General features: G+C 64.1%; 13 protein-coding genes. 4 read left to right on the top strand and 9 right to left on the bottom strand.

All coding sequences use genetic code 11. From position 1 onward, the window contains the following. Positions 1-4: 4 nt before the first annotated feature. From ADADO0_RS01720 to ADADO0_RS01705, 4 genes are all read right to left on the bottom strand, one after another. Complete coding sequence (locus tag ADADO0_RS01720; protein WP_511303356.1) at positions 5-1,288, bottom strand: capsule polysaccharide biogenesis protein; 1,284 nt, start codon at positions 1,286-1,288, stop codon at positions 5-7. A 41-nt stretch (positions 1,289-1,329) separates the two neighbouring features. After that, on the bottom strand, positions 1,330-2,715 hold the full coding sequence (locus tag ADADO0_RS01715) for an aminotransferase class I/II-fold pyridoxal phosphate-dependent enzyme (RefSeq protein WP_511303355.1): 1,386 nt from the start codon (positions 2,713-2,715) through the stop codon (positions 1,330-1,332). Further along, positions 2,712-9,986 carry a type I polyketide synthase gene (locus ADADO0_RS01710; protein ID WP_511303354.1) on the bottom strand — a complete coding sequence of 2,425 codons (7,275 nt, stop codon included), beginning with the start codon at positions 9,984-9,986 and terminating at the stop codon, positions 2,712-2,714. Before ADADO0_RS01710 ends, ADADO0_RS01715 begins: the two co-directional genes overlap by 4 nt. Before the next feature lie 76 nt (positions 9,987-10,062). Continuing rightward, complete coding sequence (locus ADADO0_RS01705) at positions 10,063-10,923, bottom strand: SDR family oxidoreductase (RefSeq protein WP_511303353.1); 861 nt, start codon at positions 10,921-10,923, stop codon at positions 10,063-10,065. 403 nt (positions 10,924-11,326) lie between these two features. Between ADADO0_RS01705 and ADADO0_RS01700 the strand changes: the two genes are divergently transcribed. The 4 genes from ADADO0_RS01700 (at position 11,327) to ADADO0_RS01685 (ending at position 16,098) form a co-directional block, all read left to right on the top strand. After that, positions 11,327-12,115, top strand: coding sequence for a hypothetical protein (locus ADADO0_RS01700; RefSeq protein ID WP_511303352.1), 789 nt, complete (start codon positions 11,327-11,329; stop codon positions 12,113-12,115). After that, complete coding sequence (locus ADADO0_RS01695) at positions 12,112-13,452, top strand: glycosyltransferase (protein WP_511303351.1); 1,341 nt, start codon at positions 12,112-12,114, stop codon at positions 13,450-13,452. Before ADADO0_RS01700 ends, ADADO0_RS01695 begins: the two co-directional genes overlap by 4 nt. A 137-nt stretch (positions 13,453-13,589) precedes the next feature. Next, positions 13,590-14,735, top strand: coding sequence for a polysaccharide biosynthesis/export family protein (locus ADADO0_RS01690; protein ID WP_511303350.1), 1,146 nt, complete (start codon positions 13,590-13,592; stop codon positions 14,733-14,735). 52 nt (positions 14,736-14,787) lie between these two features. Beyond that, positions 14,788-16,098 (top strand): KpsE/RkpR family capsule polysaccharide export protein, encoded by a 1,311-nt coding sequence (locus ADADO0_RS01685; RefSeq protein WP_511303349.1) that lies wholly within the window; start codon positions 14,788-14,790, stop codon positions 16,096-16,098. A gap of 24 nt (positions 16,099-16,122) precedes the next feature. Here ADADO0_RS01685 and ADADO0_RS01680 read toward each other — a convergent pair whose 3' ends face one another. Genes ADADO0_RS01680 through ADADO0_RS01660 form a run of 5 tightly spaced genes read right to left on the bottom strand, consistent with a single transcriptional unit; the run spans position 16,123 to position 21,824 of the window. Continuing rightward, a complete protein-coding gene (locus tag ADADO0_RS01680; RefSeq protein ID WP_511303348.1) occupies positions 16,123-17,163 on the bottom strand; it encodes a hypothetical protein in 1,041 nt (346 codons plus the stop codon). A gap of 6 nt (positions 17,164-17,169) precedes the next feature. Then, positions 17,170-18,459 (bottom strand): KpsE/RkpR family capsule polysaccharide export protein, encoded by a 1,290-nt coding sequence (locus ADADO0_RS01675; protein ID WP_511303347.1) that lies wholly within the window; start codon positions 18,457-18,459, stop codon positions 17,170-17,172. After that, the gene (locus ADADO0_RS01670) at positions 18,456-19,781 is read right to left on the bottom strand and encodes a glycosyltransferase family 4 protein (protein ID WP_511303346.1); all 1,326 of its coding nucleotides are present in this window, start codon (positions 19,779-19,781) and stop codon (positions 18,456-18,458) included. The genes ADADO0_RS01675 and ADADO0_RS01670 overlap by 4 nt, the downstream gene beginning before the upstream one ends. Before the next feature lie 4 nt (positions 19,782-19,785). Continuing rightward, the gene (locus ADADO0_RS01665) at positions 19,786-20,697 is read right to left on the bottom strand and encodes an NAD-dependent epimerase/dehydratase family protein (protein ID WP_511303345.1); all 912 of its coding nucleotides are present in this window, start codon (positions 20,695-20,697) and stop codon (positions 19,786-19,788) included. Continuing rightward, a complete protein-coding gene (locus ADADO0_RS01660) occupies positions 20,694-21,824 on the bottom strand; it encodes a glycosyltransferase family 4 protein (RefSeq protein ID WP_511303344.1) in 1,131 nt (376 codons plus the stop codon). Before ADADO0_RS01660 ends, ADADO0_RS01665 begins: the two co-directional genes overlap by 4 nt. Positions 21,825-22,004 lie beyond the last annotated feature (180 nt).

Below are 22,004 nucleotides of genomic sequence, written 5' to 3'. Positions count from 1 at the left end.
AGGATCAGCACGTCACCCCAAGCGCACGCGCCGCCGCAAGACGCGGGGGCGGATCGACGAAGGCGCCGGGCTCGTTGACGAGGTCGCCGAGAACGCGCCCGACGATTTCCTTAACCGCGACGCCGCGACCTTCTTCATCATAGACCGAACCGCGCAACTGAATGGTCGCGGCCAGCGTCTTGACCAGGGCATCGACGAGGGATGGGTCCGGAGGGATAGGCGCCAGCCACATCTGTTCTAGGCCGCGTTGGTCGGTGAGGCCCGGCATAGCGTAGATGGCGACCCCGAACGCCTTAACCGGCCGTCCCGCGCGCAAGGCGAGAAGCCCGACGGTGGAATTCACCACGAACACACCCACCGCACCCGCCATCAACGCATCAAGATCGCCCCCGTCGATGAAATGGACCCGGTCCTCCACGCCATGGCGACGTGCAATGGCGCGGGTCTCGGCGCCCCAGTCGATCAAGCCGACATCCATCGGATGAAGCTTGACGATGAGACGCATGTCCTTCGGCGCGTCGCGGCTCAACGAAGCCATGATCATGTCGAGCACCTGGCGCTGATCCCGGTAGGGAGAATTGGCGCGGATCTGCCAGTCGTTCTGCAATTGCAGGGCATGAAGCGCATAGGGCCAGCACCCCTCGGCCGCTTCGCCGACAACCGACGCCGTGGAGGGGCGTTGCAGCCAACGCCGCCCGGTGCGCAGCAGCGTGCTCAGATATTCCGGTATCGGCCGATAGAACTTGTCGGGATCGTAGGCGGGATGCAGCCACCAGAACAGGCTGTTGAGGAGATTGAAGACCACCTCATTGAAAGCCTCGACCGCGAACGCATGTGCGTGGCGCTTCTTCGCCGTCACCGCAGGAAGTGTTTCCGCCAAAGCGCGCAGCACGGCGGGATCATTGGGAAAATGCGAATACGCCCCCATGCCGCCGCGCTCCAGCGTCAGCCAGCCGGGGCGCAGATAGCCGAACTCAACCACATAGGCCCGTATGCCGAGGCGGCGCGCGCATTCGGCTGCGGCCGCGTGATATGGCATCCGATCGCCGAAATAGAGAATGTCGGTGACGCCGTGGCGTTGGATCAGGTCAGCCAGAAAATCCGGCCAGTCTTCGCGGCGACCGCGAAATGTCAGGGCGGGCCGTTTTCCCCAATAGACCCGGTCGCCAAGGCTGAAATTGACTTTGAGGACCTGTGCGCCGGCCTGTGCGAAGCCGTCGGCAAGCTCGCCCCAGAACGGCGAAGGCGGGCCTTGCAGCAGAAGGATGGTGCGGGCTTTGGCAGGCATATGAACTCGGGCAGGCATGGCATCAGCCCGTCTGGCGAAGATCACACGCCGGACCGGGACGTCCTCTCCATGAGAAGAGGCAGGGAGTCCACGCCGTAGCCCTCGCTCTCCAAAAGGTCCAGTTCTTCTCGCGTGGCGTCGATCGCGGTGTCGATCTGCTCAAACGTGTGCTCGCTTGAGACGAAGAAGCGCAACCGCGCCGTCCCGTTGGGCACGCCCGGCGGGAGGACGGGAAAGGCGTTGATGCCGCGCTTGAGCAGTCTTTGCGCCAGCATGACAGTTCGCAGCGTGTCGCCGACGATGATCGGCGTAATGGCATAGCCCCAGCCCCAGCCCGTATCGAGGCCGCAGGCCCGTGCCCGTTCGAGCAGATGCAGGCCGTTTGCCCGCAGCCGGGCGACGCGCTCCGGCTCGGACAACATGATCCGCAGCGCAATGGTGGACGCGACGGCCGCGGGGACCGGCATGCCCACGCTGTAGACGAAGCCAGGCGAAATGCACTTCAGGAGATCGACCAGCGCCTTGCTGCCGGCGACATAGCCACCGCAACTCACAAGGCTCTTGGAGAGGGTTCCGAGCCAGATATCGACCCCGGCGGGATCGACCTGCGCCTGCTCGAAGATGCCGCGGCCGGTGGCGCCGAGCACGCCCAGGCCATGGGCATCATCGACCATGAGCCAGCAGCCATAGCGGTTCTTGATATCCACCAGACGGGCGAGATCCGGCCCGTCGCCGTCCATCGAGAACAAGCCTTCGGTGGCGATCAAAACCCTGTTGTAGCGCGACCGCTCGCCTTGAAGAATTCTCTCCAGCGCATCCAGATCGTTATGGGCGAAGAGGCGACGCGTCGCCCCCGACATCTGCCCTCCGACGACGATGCAGTTGTGAATGAGGCTGTCGTGCAGGATGAGATCGTTCTGCTGAAGCAATGTTCCTATTGTCGAGACGGCGGTTGCGTGGCCGCTGACGAAGACAATCGCATCCTCGGTTTCATAGAGCTTCGCGATCTCCGCTTCGAGTTCGCGATGCGCGTCGCGCTCCCCGGCGGTGATGCGGCTGGCGGAGACGCTTGTGCCCCACCGCGCCACGGCCTCTTGCACCGCCAGCGTGATGCGCGGGTCGCCATTCAGACCGAGATAGTCGTAGGATGCAAAATTGAGGATCTCGCGATCATCAATGATCGTTTCCGCGCCCGCCCGCTTCTGATGTATGCGGAAATAAGGATTTTCCAGGCCCAGTTGATCGCCGATGGTCCGCTGCATCACCAGTTGCTGGTATGCGGGCAAATCCTCGAACGAAGGGCAGGCGACCTTGGCTTTCTCGGCGCTGGGCAGGGAAACCGGACGTGCCGTGCGCGCGATATCCGAACGCTGCAAGACGTTTGCGATATCGGCGTCCGACAGTGCCGCCTTGCTTGTTGGCCTCATAGGACACCACCCGTCACGCGAGCGGGGCGCTCGATGATATTGATCACCGACTTAGCAACATCGGGGCCATTTACACTGTGCTGCGTGGCCATCGCATCGACGATTTCGGTTCCGCTCTCTGTCTGGCCAAGCAAGTCTGCCAGGATTTTCTCCGCGACATCGGAAGCGGAGCGATCGCCCAGCGATATCAAAGGCAGTTCCACATTGATGCGCTTTTCGACGCCGAGGCGTAATTCGAGCGCCATCAGCGAGTCCATGCCGATTTCGGATAATGGCCGATGCGCATTGATGTCGGCGACATCGATGCGCAAAATTCGGCCGATTTCCGACTTGGCGACCGCGAGCACAATTTCGAGTGCCTCCGCATTCGTCTTGCCCGCGATCTCGGCTTTGAGATCCACGGCATTGCCTTGACGCGCTTCGCTACCGCCGCCGGCCAGCTTGGCAAAGGCTGGTGATTTCAGCACGGTGAGGCTGTTGGCGACGGCGCTGTTGCCCATCGCGCTGTAGATCTGGACCGGATCAATCGCGTCGCCCTGCGCCAGGAGCACGCCGAGATGCCGCAAGGCGTCGCTGACGGGCACACCCGACACGCCCGTCGTGCGGGAGAGGCGTTCGCCGAGCTTTGCGTCGCGGGCGATGACGCCGGCATCGGCGATCGCCCCCCACCCGACCGCGAGCGCGGGAGCACCGGCCAGACGCCGGACCCGCATCAGCCCTTCGATATAGGCATTGGCGAGAACATAGGCGCCTTGCCCTGGGCTACCGATCAGGGTTGTTGCCGATGAGAAGACCACGAAGCACTGCAACGGGTCCGCACGGGTCGCGGCATCGAGCGCCGCAACGCCGACCGCCTTCGGCAACACCACGGTTGCGAGGGAGGTGTCCGTCAGGCCGTCAAGCAGACCGTCCTCCAACACCATCGCGGTATGCACGACGCCGGCGATCGGCCCGTGCTTTTCGCGGACACGCTTCAGAAACTCCGCGACCAAGGCGGGATCGGTCGCATCGGCCTTATCGACACTGATGCGACCGGTGTAGGCGCCGAGACGATCCGCTATGGCGGGGTCGATCTGTCCGCGGCGGGAAGCCACCACCACTTGGGTCGCGCCACGATCGGCGAGCCAAACTGCCGTCTCAAGGCCAAATCCACCCGCGCCCCCGAGCACGACGAACGGGCCATGTTTCGGCTTGAACGTTGCCACGGCGCGTCCCTTGACCGCGCGCGCGGCGGGGCGGACCACGAGCTTGCCGACGTGGCCGGAGCGTTGCATTACGCGCATCGCGTCCGCGACATCCTCGCCGGCAAAGACGCGATAGGGCAGGGCGGTGAATTCGCCGCTCTCGAAACGCTCGACCAGATGATCCAGAATGCGACGCGGTATCGCAGGGTCGTGGGCAAGCAACTCGTCGAGATCGACGCCGAAATAGCTGAGGTTGCGGACGAAGGGCCGAAGCTCCAGCGCGGTGTTCTCAAGGAAGTCGCGTTTTCCGAGTTCGACGAAACGCCCGAACGGCCGCAGCAGCCGGAACGAAGCTTTCATGGCCTCGCCGGCCAGCGAGTTCAGCACCACGTCGACGCCGCCGTGCTCGGCGCGGATGCGTTCGGCGAAATCCAGACTGCGGGAATCGTAGACCGCATCGGCGCCCAGGGCGAGCGCAAGGCGCCGCCGCTCGGCATTGCCGGCGGTGGCGATAATCCGCGCGCCGAGCATGCGCGCGATCTGCATCGCCGCCTGACCGACCCCGCCTACCGCGCCGTGGATCAGCACGGTTTCACCCGCACGCAGCCGGGCGACTTCGTTGAGGGCGAACCAAGCGGTGGAGAATGCGACCGGAATCGTCGTCGCCGCCTCAAGCGGCATGCCTGCGGGCACCTTTACGAAGCTCTGCGCGGGAGACGTGACGTGGGATGAAAAGGCGTCTGCGGCAAATCCCATCACATGGTCGCCGACCGCGAGGCCCTGCACCTGCGACCCGACGCGCACAACCTGCCCTGCGCACTCGAAGCCGAGCGCCGCCGAACTCATTCCGCCGGCGAGCAAGCCCTCGTCGAGCAGGCCCATGCCCACCATGACATCGCGGAAATTGAGGCCGGTGGCCGCCACCGCGATCTCGATCTCACCATCGCCTGGCGCAACCCGCTCCACCCAATGCCATGCGAACTGCTCGAAGCCCGCGCCGTGCTCGGCCTTGAGGACGGCACGGGACCCCGCAATCGCGTCTTGAAGCTTGACGGCATTATGCTCCACGCGTGGAGCGGCAATGCCGTCGACGGAAATCAGGATTTCCCGCTCGTCGCCGGGGTGGCTGATGGTGTCCAGCAGATAGGCGGCCGCATCGTTCGCGGCCAAGGACGCGGCGATGTCGACAAGACGAATATCGATGTTCGGATATTCGTTCATCGCGACGCGGGTGAAGCTCCAGATCGCATCCGCCTCGGGGTTTGCGCGGCCGTGCCGCGCGAACGCATCCCGGGTCACGACCCATAGGGCAGCAGGTTCACCGCCGTCAGCGATCTCGCGCAGGCGCAGGGCGATGCGCATCGCCCGATCCTGGCTGCCGATGCTGTCGCGATCTGCCGCCAACGGCAGATCCAATTCGATCTGGGGTCCATCCCCGGATGCCGAGCTGAGCGCCGCCGCAAGGGCCGCGTCATCCTGAAGGTCGGCATCGGGCATGCGCAGGCTGGGCGATGCGGCTGCGATGCCGTTGCCGGCCTGTGTTCGCGCCGCCGAGATGATGGTGCCGCCCGAACTGTCGATGGAGGTTTTCGGCGTGGAAAGGCCGAGCCGCTTGAGCGTGGCTGTCACCGCTTCCGCTGTCGGCGCGGCTCCGGTCGTGAGCCACGGGTCCGATTGCTGTTGAAGCCAGTTTTCGCCAAGGCCGAGAATCAGATCAAGCGCATCTTCTTGCGGCGGCACGCCGATGGTGGCCACGCAGCCCTTGCCGAGCATCCCGTGCAACCGTTCCAGACCGGCATCGTCGGGCAACGGCCCTGTCAACAGCCCGACGAGGGCATCGAAGGACTTCAGCGGGCTTTGGGAGGGGTCAGCGTCCGCAGCAAGATCGACCGTTCCAAGCCAGGGGGCCGACGAGCCACTCGTTCCGGTCTTGATGGCGATCAGGCTGATCTTGCCTTGCTGGGCCAGCGGACGCAGCAATTCATGGACGATCTGAGCCGTCGGCTCCAGAATTGCGACGCGCGGCGGCCGGGGAAGGCAAGCGGCCACGGCATCTTCAACCTGCCGGAGGACGGTGTCGGCGGACGCGCGCAAAATTGCCGAATCCGTCCAGAAATGGCGCAGGAGTTCGCTCGTCAAGCAGCTATCGCCACTGCGCAGGCGTTCGCCCAGGCCGCCGGCAACCGCGTTTGCAGCCAATAGCTCGGCCTGTGCCGCCGGGAAACGCTCCGCCAGTGAACGGATCAGCTTCGCAGGCGCGGGGAACCCGCCATCCTCGGCGATCTGCCACACGCCATCCTGCTCGGAGGCCAGTTGCGCCGCCTCAAGCAATCTCAGAGCAACGCCGAGCAAGGGCACCGCTGATGCATGAACCAGCCCTTGCGCCACGCACGCTTCAACATCCAGGCGGCCGGCGACCGAGAGGTCCAGCAGGGCTTCGTGAGCAGATGCGATTGCGACCGCCCGCGTCAGCAGCCACGCTGCGGGGGCGCCGGCCTCCGTTTCGGCCGCAGCGACGACGCGCTGTTCCCGCTGCCCGACCGCCGACAAAAGCTGGAAGCGCGTATTAAAGACACGGTTGGCATCATCGCTCCGCGACAGCACGGCAGCGCGAAGGTAGACACCGTCGCATTCGACCGCGATGGCACCATCGCTGCCGTAGAGCACGCATTGCAGGGTCTTGGAGCGCGGCGTGTCCTTGTTGATCTCGACCAGCGCCCGCGTGATCGGCACGCCGCTTTTCCAGCACCGGAGCCGGCGGATGCGGACAGGAAGGAACCCGCGCGTCTCGCCCGCTTTCTGCTCCAGGCCCACGAAAACGCCGTGGAAGGCAGCATCCAACGCGATGAGGTCGATCACCTGATTGTTGGGGAACGCATTGAGCTGCTGAAGAGGTTCGGTCAGTTCGGCGTCGAGCCACCGGCCATCCCTGCGCAACCGTGAGACGCGCCGGAAGGAGGGGCCGTATTGGAGACCCGCCCGCGTCGCGGCCTTGTAGATCTCCGCGTGCCCATGAACCGTCGCTGCCTGGGCATCGAGCCCGATGGCCGCGCCAGTGGCATGGCCGTCCAGCGTGCTGACCCTGCCGCCGGCATGGAGGGTCCATTCGAGGCCGAAGCGTGGCCGGCTGAAAATCTCGATGCGCGAAAGCGAACGCTCATAGCGAATTGAGACTTCGCGCATGCCCTGGGCCCCCAGGGTGAGCGGCCGAAGGATGTCGATATCGGTCAGTTCAAACGGCACATCACCGTAGAGATCGCGCGCAACGGCCAGCGCCATCTCGACAAACGCCGCGCCTGGGACAACCACCTCTCCACCGACCCGATGGTCCGCGAGATAAGGCAGCATCTCGGCATCCAGCAGAATCCGCCATTCGGGAGATCCGTAAGAGATCCGTGTGCCGATGAGCGGATGACGAAGGCCGCCATCAATCCGCCCGTAGCTCTCGATGCCCTCGTTGGTCTTGGGCAACAAGCAGAGCTGCTTCTGCCAGGGATAATGCGGCAACGGGAGCCGGATCTCAGGCGCGCTGCCGATCAGTTGCTCCGAAGGCGCCAGCGCGCCGCGCGCGACCAGCGTTGCCAGAAGCGCGAGCACAGGATCACGATCGCCGCCACGATCAGTCAGGCTTCCTATGGCGCTCGCCGGTGCCGCATCGGCGCGGCAGATTTCCGTGACCGCCGTGACCAGGATCGGGCGCGCCGATAGTTCGATAAAGAGCGTCGCTCCAGCCTTGGCCGCGTGCTCGACGGCAGCCTGGAATTGCACGGGCTGGCGCACATTGCGCCACCAATAGTCCGCATCAAGGTCCGAACCCGCGATCAGGCCGCCGGTTACCGAGGAAATGAACGGCGTTGTTGTTTCGGTCCGGTCGATCGACTTGAGAGAGGCGAGCAAGGGGTCGCGGATGGGATCGAGCAGACTGGAATGGAAGGGGTAATCCACATCGAGCCGGACGGTCGCGATACGCTTCGAACGCGCCGTGGCCGCCAGCTCTTGGAGGGCGCTCGCGCTCCCGGCAACGGTGTAGGAGTTCGGCGCGTTGATCGCGGCGATCTCCAGTCCATCAATCTTGCTCACCAGTTCGCGGACAGTGGCCTCGTTCGAGGCAATGGCGATCATGCCGCCCGCACCCCGAACCTTTTCCTGGTGCAGGCTGCGCTCTTTCACGAGCTTGACCGCCGCCGCGCGGCTCAACGCACCGCTGGCTTCCGCGGCCGCAATCTCGCCGACGCTGTGGCCCAGAACAAAATCGGGCTTCAGTCCGTGGCTGACGAGAACAGCGGCAAGCGCCGACTGGATCGCATAAATCAGCGGCTGGGCAACGCTGGTGGCGGTCAGCCGCTCTTTGATGTCCTCAGCGTGCATCGCGGCGATCAGCGACCATCCGGCTTCAGCCTGGAAGAGCGCATCTATCACCCGAAGCTCGTCCGCGAACGCCGCATTGTGATGATAGGCGGCGATGCCCATTCCCGCCCACTGGCACCCGTTGCCAGAAAACACGAACGCCACGCGGCTCGATCCGGGAACGGCGGCAACCGCAAGATCGCGGGTTTGCTCCCCCGCAGCGACGCGGCCAAGCTGTGCCACCGTATCTTCGCGGGACGTCAACGGCAGCGCGAGCCGATACTTCAACCCGTCCCGCTGATAGGCGTTGGCACGGGCCAAGAGATCAAGATCGACGCTCTCGTCCTGCAACTGGTCGCGATAAGACGCGGCCAGCGCCGCCAATGCTTCGCGCGTATGGGCGCCAAGCATAAGGATTTTGGCCGGCACCGGGGTCGCATGGGCGACGATCTGGCGTTCTTCGGTGGTCGGCGAGCGCAAGATGACATGCGCGTTGGTGCCCCCGAAGCCATAATTGCAGATCCCCGCCACCGCGCTGCCATCGGCGCCGGAGGGGAAATGCAGGTGTTCGCGGCTGGGGCTCAGGTTCAGGTCATCGAAGTTAATGTTCGGGTTGGTCTCTTCCAGAAACAGCGTGCGCGGATAAATGCCGTTCTCAAGAGACAGAACGACCTTGGCGAGTGCAGCCGCGCCCGACGCCGATTCCAGATGCCCGATATTGGATTTCAAAGACCCGATGGTCAGGGGCGCCTGCCGCTTCTGGCCGAGCGACTTGCCGATGGCGTTTGCCTCGATGGGGTCTCCCACCGGCGTGCCGGTGCCATGGGCTTCCATGAACGCCAAGGCCGAGGGGGAAACCCCGGACCTTTCATAAACGTCCGCGAGGAGCCCGGCCTGGCCCTCGATGGAGGGCAGCGAGATGCCCCCGGTGCGTCCGTCGGAGTTGACTCCCGTGCCGAGCACGACGGAGCGAATACGGTCTCCAGAGCGGCGGGCGGTTTCAAGCCGACGCAAAACGAATGCGGCTCCCCCTTCGGAGCGCACATAGCCATCGGCCTTTGCCGAGAACGGCCGGCTTCGTCCGGTCGGGGACAGCATGCGCGCACGCGAAAAGCCGATGAAGGGAATCGGCGAAAGCAGCATGTTCACGCCGGCAACGATGGCGGTGTCGATTTCCCCGGATTCGATCGCGCGCGTCGCCGCGTCGAGCGCGACGATCGAAGACGAGCATGCCGTGTCGACGGTCAAGCTCGGCCCCTTCAGATCGAAGGTGAAGGAGATTCGGTTCGAGGCAATCGCCAGCGAAATGCCGGTGATGAAGTGGCTCTCCATGACCGACTGGTCGACGGACGCCGCGCCCTGATAATCGACGTTGGAGGCACCCACATAAACGCCGACGCGTTCGCCCGCGATTCGCGATGGCGGGATTCCCGCGTCTTCCAGCGCTTCCCAAACCAGTTCCAGCAGCAGCCGCTGCTGCGGGTCGACTTGCGCGGCCTCACGAGGAGAAATACCGAATGCAAGCGGATCGAAATGAAGATGATCGTCAATATAGCCGCCGGCAAAGCTATAGCTAAAGCCGAGCGCGCTGGGATTTGGATGAAGAAAACGCTCAACAAGCCAGCGTCCCCGAGGAGCGTCACTGACTGTGCATGCCCCCGCGATCAGGAGGTCCCACAATTTGTTTACATTTGGGGCGCCGGGCAAACGACATGCCAAGCCTATAATCGCAGAAGTCATGCTGAAGATGTTTTCTTTCAACCCAAGCGATTTGGTGGAGGAGATAGATGGCTATCTTTAATGATATAAACCCATCTCATTGCCTAGAAGTTTCGATGGAGCCCGGACTTTCCACGAGCCCGTTACCTCTCACAGCCTCTTGCCTCAAAAGGCTGGTCTGACGCAAACGAAAAATCGGCGCGATAAGACTGTGAAAGCTTGACAGTGCGGCGACTGCTACACCAGGCCCGACCATGAATTTTCTGTTCAACGCACCTTTGATGATCGCGGCTCCCACATCATCTGCGGACCACACGCCTCCGCCCTCGGTGATTCTGCGGGTGAGACTTGGCTTGTACGCATTCTCATAGGCGAGTTGTGGCGTCTGCGTATCCGGGGGGCAGGCGACTGTCACGGAGATGCCGGAAAGCGCCAGTTCCACACGCAGAACCTCAGCCAGGGCACGAACCGCGAACTTCGAGGGCGCATACGCGGAATATCCATAAATACCGACGAAGGCGGCACCCGAGGCGACCAGGACGATCCGGCCCCGCCGGGCTTCGACCATGCGCGGAGCCGCCGCCTTCAGCAGATGGAGGGTGCCCAGGTAATTGGCCTGCATGTGAGCGGCATAGTCTTCGACGGATTGCTCAAGGAACAGGCCAGGCCGCGCCATGCCGGCGCTGGCGATGACCCACGCCGCGGCCCCGTGAACGGCCCCAAGCCGATCCACCGCCGCCCGGCAGGCCTCCCAATCCCCAACATCCACGGATTCGGTGATCACGACGGCATCGGGCCGCCGACTTAGCAAGTCTGCGCGTGCGGCAGCGAGCCTGCCAACGTCTCTTGCCAGCAGGGCGACGGGGTGGCCACGATCCACCAATTGCTCAGCGCAGGCTTTTCCGATGCCACTCGACCCACCGGATATGATGGCCAGGCCGGGAGTGTCGTTGCCCATCGACAGTTTCGCTCGCCTCATCTTCCCCAAGCTACATCATCTGGACCACTTCCAACCAGTCGATTATGAGAAACCTTGGGGCAACGTTCTGCCGATGCGATGAATGCGCAGCGCGCCCAATGGCACAATCCGGGACATTTTCTTGCGCAGCCTCCTGCCTAATATTCTCGGATTTCAATACGATGACATACGTCCGCGCGCGGACCGGGCAGGGGCAGTCAGGCGGCTCGTCGTCCTGGTGGCGGGAAATAATCCGACATTCGATTATTATATCGCGCCACGCCTCGGCGGTGTTCCGACGCTGATCATCGACATTCTGCCCCCCGCTGCCGATTCGGAGGTCGCCGAGGTGCTTGAGCCTGGCGATTACGTGCTCGTCTGCCGCTACCTGAATGGGAGTTGGGTGCGCCGCCTGCTCAAGGCACGCGCCTTGGCGGGGCTGGGCTTCATGTTCGATGACGACTATGTCGCGTTTCTGGCCGACACGTCCGTGCCTCTGCTGTACCGCCTGGATGTCGCGCGGCGCGCCGTCGTGCCGCTGCGCCGGATAGGGCGCCTGGTCACCGACGTGTTCGTCTCGACGGATGTGTTGCGTGAGCGGTATCATAAGGCCAAAGCAACCGTTCTGCGGCCGGTGCCGGCGGAGGCGGATATTCAGGTGAGAACGAGGGCGGCCGGCGCGCCGATCCGAATCGCCTTTCATGCCCAGTTAAGTCATCTGGCGGATCATGTGTTCGCGGCCGAGGTCGTCAGGGGCCTGGGCGTTACAACCCACGACTTCGTGGTGGATGTCATCGGCCCAAAGCAGGCTCGCCCGATATGGGAAAATATTCCCGTGGCGAGGTTCCAGGCAGAGCTTGATTGGCCCATGTACAAGCGTCATTGCGAACGGGTTGGGGCCGATCTCTTCATCGCGCCCTTCCGCGACACGCCGCTCAATCAGGCGCGGTCTTCGACAAAGGCCATTGATGCCGCCCGCCTGGGAGCCGCCGGCATCTTTCCGCGCATGGCGCCCTATCGCGATCTGTCCGAGAGCGTCCCCCTCATTGAAGGCGGACCGGACGCATGGTGCGCCGCCATCCGCCCTTTGCTTGACGATCCCGAAGCGCTGGCGGCGGCGGCCGCACGGTTGCGGGCCGAGGTTGTGCGCTGGAAGCAGAACGCCGCGCCTTTGGTCGTGTCCCTGCAATGAAATCGCTGACGATCGCGCTCTGTCTGCACGGCTATTTTCCGGAGCAATTCTTCGGAACCGCCGTATATATTCGCCAATTGGCGCAGGCGTTGCAGCGAGCCGGTCATCGCCCCGTCGTCATCGCGCCCCGTTTCGATCCCGGCAGCTCGGTCGCGACCTTGGCCCCGATGGAGTGGGTGAACGGGATCGAGGTGCTCCGCATTCTCCGCCCCGGCGCGCGCGGGATGAGAGACAGTTTCGACGATCCGCGCCTCGTTCCAGCGCTTGAAGCCGCGTTTCGGTCGATTAAGCCCGATGTTGTCCATGTGGCGCATTTTCTCGGCTTGACCACCGCGCTTTTCACGGCGGCACAGGCACTGCACCTGCCGGTTTTCGCCACGCTGACCGATTTCCACGGCTTCTGTCACCGGGGGACCCTGGTGAACGGATGGGGCAGGGCGTGCGGCGGCCCAAACCGCTGGCGGACCAATTGCATCGGCTGCGGACTGCGTGATCGCGCGACCGAAAATCCCAACTCCCTGAAGCTTGCCTATCTGGCGTCCTGGTTCGCGCGCCCGACCACCAGCGTTGCGCTCCCGCTGATGCGGTCGATGCTGCCCGACCCCGAAGCACAGGATGTCGGGGCGATCCAGGACCGTCCTGGACACCTGCGCACCACCATGGCCACAGTGCGGGCCGCAATCGCGCCGACGCGGTTCCTGCGGGATGCCTATTGCCGCAATGGCTTCACGATGCCGATCGAGGTCCGCGCCTTCGGCATCGACGCTGACCGCAGCATCAAGCCCGGGCGTCGCAATGGCGCCCTGCAGGTCGGCTTCATCGGCCAGATCAGCCGGCACAAGGGCTGTCACATTCTGATCGAAGCCGCGCGGCATCTGCGGCCCGGCACTGCCGAGATCCAGGTTTGGGGGGATATGTCCCGCCACCCCGGTTACGCCGACGCCCTGCGCCGCGCCGCCGTCGGGCATGACATCGCCTTTCGGGGCGGCCTGGCCATCGAGGAACTCGACGGGGCTCTGCGCGGGTTTGATGTGCTGGTGATGCCCTCGACCTGGTCCGAGAATGCGCCGCTGACCCTGCTACAGGCGCTGGCATGCCATACGCCCTGCATCGTCTCGGATCAGCCGGGGATGATGGAAGCAGTCAGCGAGGGACTCAACGGGCACATCGTGCCCGCGGGTGACGCGAAGGCCCTGGCCCGAGCCATCGAGATGGTTGCCGCGACGCCGGGCCACCTCGATCGATTGACGGCAGCCACCCATTATGACCACGACAGCACCGCTATGGCCGGCCACGTTCTCAGCCTGTACCAACGCTACGGCGTCGACATGGGCTGACGCTCCACGGGTGTGTTGGATTTGATACATCGGTGTGATTTCTCAGAGGTCGTAGAATCTTCACGGGTTGGCTGTGATAAAGATTGCGGCACCAACAGGTAGGGTGGTCCTGCAGAGTGAATAGGCGTTTTTGTTACGTGATCGCCTTGGCTAGCTTGATGGCGGGATGCGATTCCCTCCCGTCGGCTGGCCCGTTGCGTTCCGACATTGCTGAGCAGGCTCAGCAGGCGGAGAACAGTCAGTTCACGCTCGTGGATATTGACGATCATGTCGTGTCGGTGCTTTCGAGCCGCCGGGACCCGACGTTCTCCGCGCAGTTCGGCGATGCCCAGCCGCCCAGCCGCTATACACTTGGTGTCGGCGATACCGTGGTCGTGACGCTCTGGGAAGCCGGCGCGGGCGGCTTGTTTTCTGCTCCCATGATGGGGGGCGTGAGCACCGGTTCGCACTCGACCGTCGTGCCGGAGCAGCAGGTCGGCCAAGACAAGTCCATCACGATTCCCTACGCGGGCCAGACAGGCCGCATTTCCGTGAGCGGCCTCACGACATCCGAGGTCGAGAAGCTCATTGTCGAGAAGCTCACCGGAAGCGCCATCCAGCCCCAGGCGCTGGTGACGGTGACGCGCTCGGCCAGCAACTCGGTGACGGTGCTGGGAGAGGTCACAACCGGTGCCCGATTGCCGCTATCCCCGCGCGGAGACCGCGTGCTTGACGTGGTGGCGGGCGCGGGCGGCCTGCGTGCACCGGTCCACGAGACCTACATCGGCCTGACGCGTAACAAGCGCACGGTCTTCATGCCGATGCAGGCGCTGCTCATACGCCCGGAAGACAACGTCTACGTGCGCCCCCAGGACACGCTGACGGTGGTTCGGCGGCCGCAGACCTTCACGGCCTTCGGCGCAACCATGCAGAACGCGGTGGTCCCGTTCGATGCCATCGGCATCACGCTGGAAGAGGCCGTGGCGAAATCCGGTGGCTTGCTTGACCAGCGGGCGGACCCGAGCGGCGTCTATCTCTTGCGTTTTGAAGATCCGAACGTGGTGCGCGCGCTGGTGCCGCCCGGCACGGTGTTGTCAGCTAACGGCCTGGTTCGGATGGTGTATCGCCTCGACATGCGCAAAGCATCGGCGATCTTCCTCGCGCGGCAACTGCGCATCCGCGACAAGGATGCGCTCTATGTCGCCAATTCGCCGTCGACCGACACCATGAAGTTCCTCACCCTGTTCAACCTGCTGGCTTCGCCCGGCATCAGCGCGGTGGGCGTGGCCAACGCCTTGAATTGACCATCTTGATCGGTGAAATCCGCGACTGCGGCTCGGTCGCCCGGTGGTTCTGATGACGTCTTCGAGCGAGAAGGTTCGGGCGAAGGTGGCGTCGCCGGTCAGCGAGGCTGCTCCCTCGATTGCCATGAATCGCGGCGACGTTTCCGTCAGAGGCAGCGCGACATCGCAGCCCCAGCCGCAATCGACCGCTGAGATATCGATTGCGGCACCGGGTCAGCCGTTTCCCGAGACCCTCACGCGCCGGCGCTGGGGCTTGATCAGCTTTATCGTGGCCGTTGTGATGCCCACAGCGGCCTGCCTGCTCTACCTCACCTTCTTCGCCGCGTCGCAATATGTCTCCGAGGCGCGGTTCGTGGTGCGGGGTAGCCTGCAAAATCTCAGCATAGAATCGGTCGGGCAGGCGGCCACCTTGTCCGCGCTCAACAATTCGCAGGAAGCCCATGTGGTTGCGGACTATGTCCGCAGCCCGCAGATCGTTGACGATCTGGCGCGCGACTATGACCTGCGCAAACTGTTCGCTGGCTCGCCGTTTGATGTTATCTGGCATCTTCCGGGCGGTGCCTCGGCCGACCGCCTCGCCCGGTATTGGAAGACGATGGCATCGGCGGATGTCGATACGACGACCGGCATCATTACAATCAAGATCAACGCCTTCAGCCCGCAAGAGGCTCAGGACCTGACCCGCAGTGTGATCGCGCTGTGCGAAAAGCTGGTTGCGAACTTCTCCCAGACGATGCGCGCCGAGCGTCTTGAACAGGCACTGTCAGACAGCAAGGCGGCGCAGGCGGAGATGGACGCGCTACTGACCGCGCTGGAAACCGCCCGCGGCCGGGAGGCGACCCTCGATCCGCTTGCCTCGGCGACGGCGCTGACCAAACTCGTCTCCAGTCTTCGTGACGAGCGGGCGACGCTCGCCGCATCGCGCGCGGCGGCGGCATCGCGCCTGAATGCCAATGCTCCCACCATCAGTCTGGCGGACGAGCGCATCAGATCGCTCGATGCACAGATCGAGCTGATCCTGTCGGCTGCGACGCAAACGGCACCCAGCGCGGCGACACAGGCGGGACCCGGAACCGCCTCAACGGGCGATCTTCTCAGCGCGACATCGCTGTTCGACATCCTTCAGACGCGACGCGAACTGGTTGCGCGCCATGTGGCGCGGGCCGAGACTGCGCTGGCCCAGGCAAAGCAGGATACGATCCGTCAGCAGATCTATGTCGACATGTTCATGCCGCCGACACTGGCGCAGATTCGCATCCACCCCGAGATATTGCAGATGACGCTTATCCTGGGCTTGAGTCTGGCCGCGATCTGGGGCGTGGCTGCGCTTTATTTCGAGACGATCCGCGAACGCACGCGCTGATTTTCCCCCCGATCGCGCAATCGGCTAACGCGCCGCCTCGAAGGCCGCGGTTGCGGTGTCATAGAGTTCGCGGTCGAGTGCCAGCATTTCACCGACGATTTCCATCTTGCTTAGCCGCCCGGCAAGGTCGAGGACCCGTTTGGCGGGGTCTCGGGCCGGAAAGACCGGAAGGTCTATGTCCAGCGCCGCCTCCATATGCGCGGCGAAGCTCGGCATGTCCGAGTCAAAGCCGGTGGCGAGGCACTCGGCCAAGGTGTCGAGCGCATCCGCGACCGCGTGAGACCCCGCGCGCTCATCCGAGGACAGGCAGGTCAGCAGGCGCGTCATGGGATCGGTCAAGGTTGCCCGGGCACGCGGCGACAGACGCATGAGCCAGGTTTCGATCTGGCCGGATGTTTTAAGGGTCTCGGAATCTATCAAATCGACAAGGCCCAGAAAGCTGTCGTGCAGAATGCCCTTGAAGGCGGAGGGCGGGCGCGTCCCGGCCCATTGCAGCAGCAGAAGCTGCTCCGCCAATTCCTCCAGCGGGTCGCGCAGGTAGACACAGGTCTTGAAGCCCCGGTCGCGCAGAAGCGGCTCGAACACCCGGTAATAGACCCGCCCCGTGCTGTAGATGGAGGGCGAGAACGGGATGCCGATCATTGATTTCACCGTCTCCTCGGGCACCATCTCAAGCCGCGTGAAGACCATGTGAAAATGCGGTTCCAGCGCCTCGTTGAGACTGGTGTTGCGCAGCAGCTGGCCTTCGAGGCGGAACAGCTTCACGTCGATGTCCGCCTCCTCCGGCCGGCGCCGGTAGATGCGGACATTCGTGTCGGTGTCGAACAATTGGACGTCCGCCGCGCCGATCAGGTCGGGGCACTCCTTCGTATCGACGACAAAGCCGCAGACGCCGGTATCGTGGAGCCCTTGCTCGCGCAGGAGCGGGCGCAATATGTGCGCCTTGATGTTGGCGACTGCCTTGCCCGCGATCACCACCAGCACGCCCGGCGTGACGGAAGGATTGTCGGGCATGATCCAGCCCTCAATGCGCGATCCGCTGTCACCGTCGATATTGAAGAGCATGGGATTTCAGTCGAGTTGATCGAGCGTGATCGAAATTGCCGTCAAAGCGAACAGCCACGCAATCGCGGCGAGCGCGGCGACGAAGGCGATCATGACCAGGGGCTTGGGTTCCGTCGCCTCGCTGGGCAGAGTTGGCTTGAGAAAGACCAGCAGGAAGGACGACTTGTGCTGCGCCTCACGGCGCGCCTGATCGTAAACCACCGCTGTGACGTTGAGCATCCCCTCGCTGAAACGCCGCTCAAGCTCGACCCGCTCGAGGTCGGCGATGGAGCTTAGGACGGTCTGGGAGCCGGTGTTTCCGGTCAGGCGGTTGTTCGCTTCCGCGATCTGAGCATCCAGGGCGGCAATGGTCGCCTCGATCTCGGTCACGCGCGGAGCTTTGCTGTTGCCGAGGTTTTTCAGCGATTCCAGGTCGGCCTTGGCTTTGATGCGTTCAAGGATCAGCCGCAGGAGGGTCTTGCTCGCCGCCGTGACCTCGCCTACGGGATCGACGATGCGGGAATCACGGCGCATCTGGCGGATCTTGATACCGACCTTCTCATAATTGGCCTCTGCCCCGGCAAGCTCGGCGCGGGCCACAGCCAACGTGTCGTCCCGTTGCCGCATGGTAAGGTCGGAGATCATCTTCTCGCTTGCGGCGAGCGCGCGCGTGGCGATGTCCCGCGCATCCTCCGCCGAAAAGGCGGAGACACGCAGCTGGAGGATATTCGAGCGTCGATCGACCGCAGCGGAGACGTGGCGGCGCCAGTAGGCGAACAGCTCCTCCGCCGAGGCGTCTTCCGGAAGCCGGGACCAGCGGTCGATGCCGGGCTTGGTAAAGCGCGCGCGCAGCCAGCCGTTTTCGTCGAGCCGGCGGGTGATTTCCGGGCTCATGAGGAAGCTGGCGACCACGAACGGGTCCTGATCGCTCGTTGAACTTGAGCCCCCGATGCTCCCGCCCAGCGAGTCCATGCCGCCAAGCTTCGACATGCCCGAGGTCTTCGTCGGATTGGCGCCGTCGGCTCCGGCGGTTCCCGAGGTGGTGGGCATCAAATCCATGTCGACGGTGGGCCCCTCGATGGAGGAGCGCACGGCAAAATGGCTTTGCGACACAAAGAGCGGCGAAGCGATGAGCAGATAATAGATCGCGGCGATGACCACAGGCATGGCAATGATCGCCACAGCCAGGTAGAGGCCGATGCGGCCGATGCTGATCCGACCTGTGGGGTGCCGCAGAAACCGCAGCCGCAGTGGCGCGCTGCGCGGGTCGCGCACCGATATGTAGGGCGCGCGCGGTCCTGAGGGCACCAGCCTCATGGCTGGTTCACCGCAATGCCGTGCTGCGCATAAAGCGCCAGGATGTCGACCACCATGTCGCGCGACGTTCTCTCGTATCGCGTTGTCAGTCTCATGCGCGGGGCAAGGACCGGATCTTCGGCGAAATACCGCAGGGTTGCCGCCAATGAAGCCGTGTCGCCCCTTTGAAACGCGAAGCCATTTTCTCCCGGCCGAAGGAACTCGGTCATCCCAGCAACGTCGGAGACGATCACCGGCGTCTGGGTGGCCAATGCCTGGAGCAGGATCAACGGGCTATTCTCGTACCATGTCGAGGGAATGACCACCACATCAAGGCCGGCGAGAATATCCGCGAGACCCTCCAACGCGAAGGTTCCCTTGAAGCGGATCGGCAGGTCGACGCTTCGCGCCCGCAGGTCAGCGGAATAGGCGGGATCTTGTCCCTCCGCGCCGAAGATGTCGAGGCTGAGCCGATCACTTCCCACCTGGCGCAGGGCATCGACCAGCAGGTGGACGCCCTTGTGCGACGCAAGCTGGCCGATATAGCCGAACCGCACCCGCCCCGCCGTGCCCTCCGGCTTGCCCGAGCGATCAATGTCCACGCCGAAATGGCTCAGAGCGAGATTCCCGAACCCATTCGTCTGGTAGGCGTCGCGCAGGAAGCCGGTCGGCGCGATGGCGGCGCGATACCCGCCATAGGCCGCCAGAAGACGTCCCGGCCGCTGCTGAAGATCGACGATGCCGGCATGTCGGCCTGCAAGGCCGGGCCACATCGCAAGGGCACGCGAGACCATGGGTCTCGCCTGGGGCCCCTGAAGCCAGCGCCGGAACCGCGTGGCCGGCGGGCTGTCCTTCATCAGGCAGGCGATACAGTTGGACCGGCTGGGATTGGGCCCAGTGCACAGTTCCCCATCGGCGGCTTCCAGCTTGTTGTTGAAGCAGAAGCCGAAAAAGTCCGTCAGCGTGGCGAAGGTCGGAATGTTGAGGCTCTGGCACACCGCCAGCAGCGATGCGGTGTGATTGATGAGATGCGTGACATGGACCACGTCGGGCGCGATCTCCTCCAGCACCTGCCGCTGAATCTGCATCATGCTGGGCTGAAGATAGGTCTCGCCCAGGTTGGCGGCACGGTTCGGGTTCCTGTCGATGCGCAGGACGGGAATATCGTCGATCCGATAGCGTTCGACCAATTCGCCTTGGGGCGGCTCGCCCGCGAATGTGGCCGTGACGACGACGGGGTCGTGGCCCAACTCGCGCAGGTTGCGCGCCACCATCCGCGTGTAGCTCTCGGTACCGAAATAGTGTTCGGGATAGTAGCAGTGAACGAAAAGCGCGACCCGCATCGCCTCATGCCGCCGTGATTTCGGCCAGCAGTCGGTGGAGGCCCTCACCGAAGCTCAGGCGCGGCGCCCAGCCCAGATATTGGCGTGCCCGTGTGGTGTCGAGCACGCAAGCGGGCACGTCGAACAGACGGCCGGGTTTTTGGATCACCGTCATGGGGCGCTGAAAATGCTGCTCCAGCAGGGCGATGATGTCGCACAGCGAATGCCCGACGCCGGCGCCGATATTGATCGGCCCGTGGATCGCCCTTTTCTCGCCCGCCGAAAGCATGGCCTCCACGAGGTCGTCGATATAGACGAAGTCGCGGACGGTCAGCCCCTCGCCAAACAGCGTCAGTGGCCTGCCGACCGCTGCGGCACGCGCGAAGTGGGTCACGACACCCAGCCCCTTGGCCGGGTTCTGGCCGGGTCCATACGGGTTGCTGATCCGCAGGATCACCGAATTGACCCCATGGGCGACGCGGTAAAAGTTGATGTAGGACTCGGCCGCGAGCTTGGCGACCCCATACGCGCTTATCGGGTGTCTGGGGTGGTCTTCCGGGATCGGCAGAACCTCCGAGGGGCCGTAGACCGTGCCGCCGCTGGAGGGAAAGACGACCCGGATCCGCTCATGGTGCTGGGCGGCCTCCAGCAGCCCGATCAAGGCGCCGACATTCAGCGAAAGATCATGGGCGGGGGCCGATTCCGCGCTGGCCGGGATGGTCGACCACGCAAGGTGGTAGACCGTATCGACCCCTTCGAGGTGAGACCGCCAGTCCACGGGCTTGGCAAGATCGAGCTGCCGATAGTCGATATCCGGACCGATGGGACTGACAGGGTGCGACCGCACCATGGCGCGAACTTGCCGCCCCTGGGCGTGCAAGGCCCGGCACAGCGCCTGCCCGATAAAGCCGGCGGCGCCGGTCACAAGAACGGTCATGCCGACAACCGCCCCTCATGCTGCGCCAGGGTATCGGCATAGAGACCTTCATATGCCGCGATCATGGCATCCAGGCTGAACGCCTGGGCGCGCTCGACATTGTCGGCACCCTGTCGGTCCAGCAACTGGGCATCATCCAGAACGCGGGCGAGGATCGCGCCGGTCTCCTTGTGGGTTTTGCCCAGTGTCTCGCGGGTGGTGAGAATTTCAGACAGCGCACCCACATCGTTGCCGACCACCCCGAGGCCCATCGCCATCGCAAACGGGACCACCTGGCCGAAGCTTTCGCGCGCCACGGGCGCCAAAAACACCCGCGCCCGCGCATAGATGGAGGGCAGGGCGCCATAAGGGACTGTCCCGCGAAAGTCGAAATTCTCGCGATATCCGGCCTCGCGCACGCGCTGCACGAAAACCGGTAAAAGCGGGCCTTCCCCGATGACGACGATCCGCGTCCTCGGGCGGAGCTTGACCGCCTCAATCGCCGAATCGAGCGAATCGGGGTCCAGCTTGTCGGGGTCGAGGCGGTAGACCAGAAGAACCGTGTCGTCGGCGTCCCTGTCCGCCTCGCGCGGGATGGAAAAGGCTTCAAGGTCGATGCCCGGATAAATCACCAGGGACGGTTCAAGCTCGGGCGCGAACGTCTCGCGGACATAATGAGAGACGAAGGCGTTTGCCGCGATGCGCGGGTCGCAATTGGGAACGACAGGCGTATTCACGTTCTGGATCACCGGCACACCGGTCTCAAGGACCGCCTCGAAAGCGGGGTCGTACCACGAATCGTCGGTGGAGCCCCAGTAATGCACATGGACCAGATCCGGCGCGAGCGCGGCCACCATGGGCTTGAAGCGATCAGCCGGTTCATCCAGCCCGATCCGGTGAATGCGCATGCCCGCATGGGGGCCGCCGGGGGGCAGGGCGGCCGTGAGCACCTGCATGTCGTAGAGATGCCCGAGATGACGGTGCAGATCCACGACGAGCTGCGTCGAGCCGCCGACGAAGACATTGGGAATGACGTGCAGGAGGCGCGGGCGATGGGCGCGCGGCGGGTGCTTCAGCGTCACCGTATAACGCGGCGCCGGCTTGTCGATCAGCGCTTCGCTGACGCCGCGGCGGATACGCCGCCACATGGCGTCGCGCTGAAGCCGCAATTTCCAGGGTAGGTTGACCCTCGCCCGTTCGCTTCGCAAAGAGGTTTCGCGCGCGTTGCGAATGAGATCGGCAAGGAATTTCGATGTCCCCCGCCAAGCCACCACGGCGGCGAGGAGACCACGAAAAACCTGAAGCACGCGGCTTGGGCGAGGCGTGGC

The sequence above is a fragment of the Aquabacter sp. genome, assembly GCF_965279295.1.
Taxonomy (GTDB): domain Bacteria; phylum Pseudomonadota; class Alphaproteobacteria; order Rhizobiales; family Xanthobacteraceae; genus Aquabacter.
Note: the sequence above shows the minus strand (reverse complement) of the source record. Positions and strands in the feature narration are given on the sequence as shown.

What these genes read in the sequence shown, in the direction of transcription:
- ADADO0_RS01685 (WP_511303349.1), top strand. Translation starts at nt 14,788, where the DNA reads ATGACGTCTTCGAGCGAGAAGGTTCGGGCGAAGGTGGCGTCGCCGGTC.
- ADADO0_RS01720 (WP_511303356.1), bottom strand. Translation starts at nt 1,288, where the DNA reads ATGCCTGCCAAAGCCCGCACCATCCTTCTGCTGCAAGGCCCGCCTTCG.
- ADADO0_RS01695 (WP_511303351.1), top strand. Translation starts at nt 12,112, where the DNA reads ATGAAATCGCTGACGATCGCGCTCTGTCTGCACGGCTATTTTCCGGAG.
- ADADO0_RS01670 (WP_511303346.1), bottom strand. Translation starts at nt 19,781, where the DNA reads ATGCGGGTCGCGCTTTTCGTTCACTGCTACTATCCCGAACACTATTTC.
- ADADO0_RS01715 (WP_511303355.1), bottom strand. Translation starts at nt 2,715, where the DNA reads ATGAGGCCAACAAGCAAGGCGGCACTGTCGGACGCCGATATCGCAAAC.
- ADADO0_RS01660 (WP_511303344.1), bottom strand. Translation starts at nt 21,824, where the DNA reads ATGTGGCGGCGTATCCGCCGCGGCGTCAGCGAAGCGCTGATCGACAAG.
- ADADO0_RS01680 (WP_511303348.1), bottom strand. Translation starts at nt 17,163, where the DNA reads ATGCTCTTCAATATCGACGGTGACAGCGGATCGCGCATTGAGGGCTGG.
- ADADO0_RS01710 (WP_511303354.1), bottom strand. Translation starts at nt 9,986, where the DNA reads ATGACTTCTGCGATTATAGGCTTGGCATGTCGTTTGCCCGGCGCCCCA.
- ADADO0_RS01705 (WP_511303353.1), bottom strand. Translation starts at nt 10,923, where the DNA reads ATGGGCAACGACACTCCCGGCCTGGCCATCATATCCGGTGGGTCGAGT.
- ADADO0_RS01665 (WP_511303345.1), bottom strand. Translation starts at nt 20,697, where the DNA reads ATGACCGTTCTTGTGACCGGCGCCGCCGGCTTTATCGGGCAGGCGCTG.
- ADADO0_RS01675 (WP_511303347.1), bottom strand. Translation starts at nt 18,459, where the DNA reads ATGAGGCTGGTGCCCTCAGGACCGCGCGCGCCCTACATATCGGTGCGC.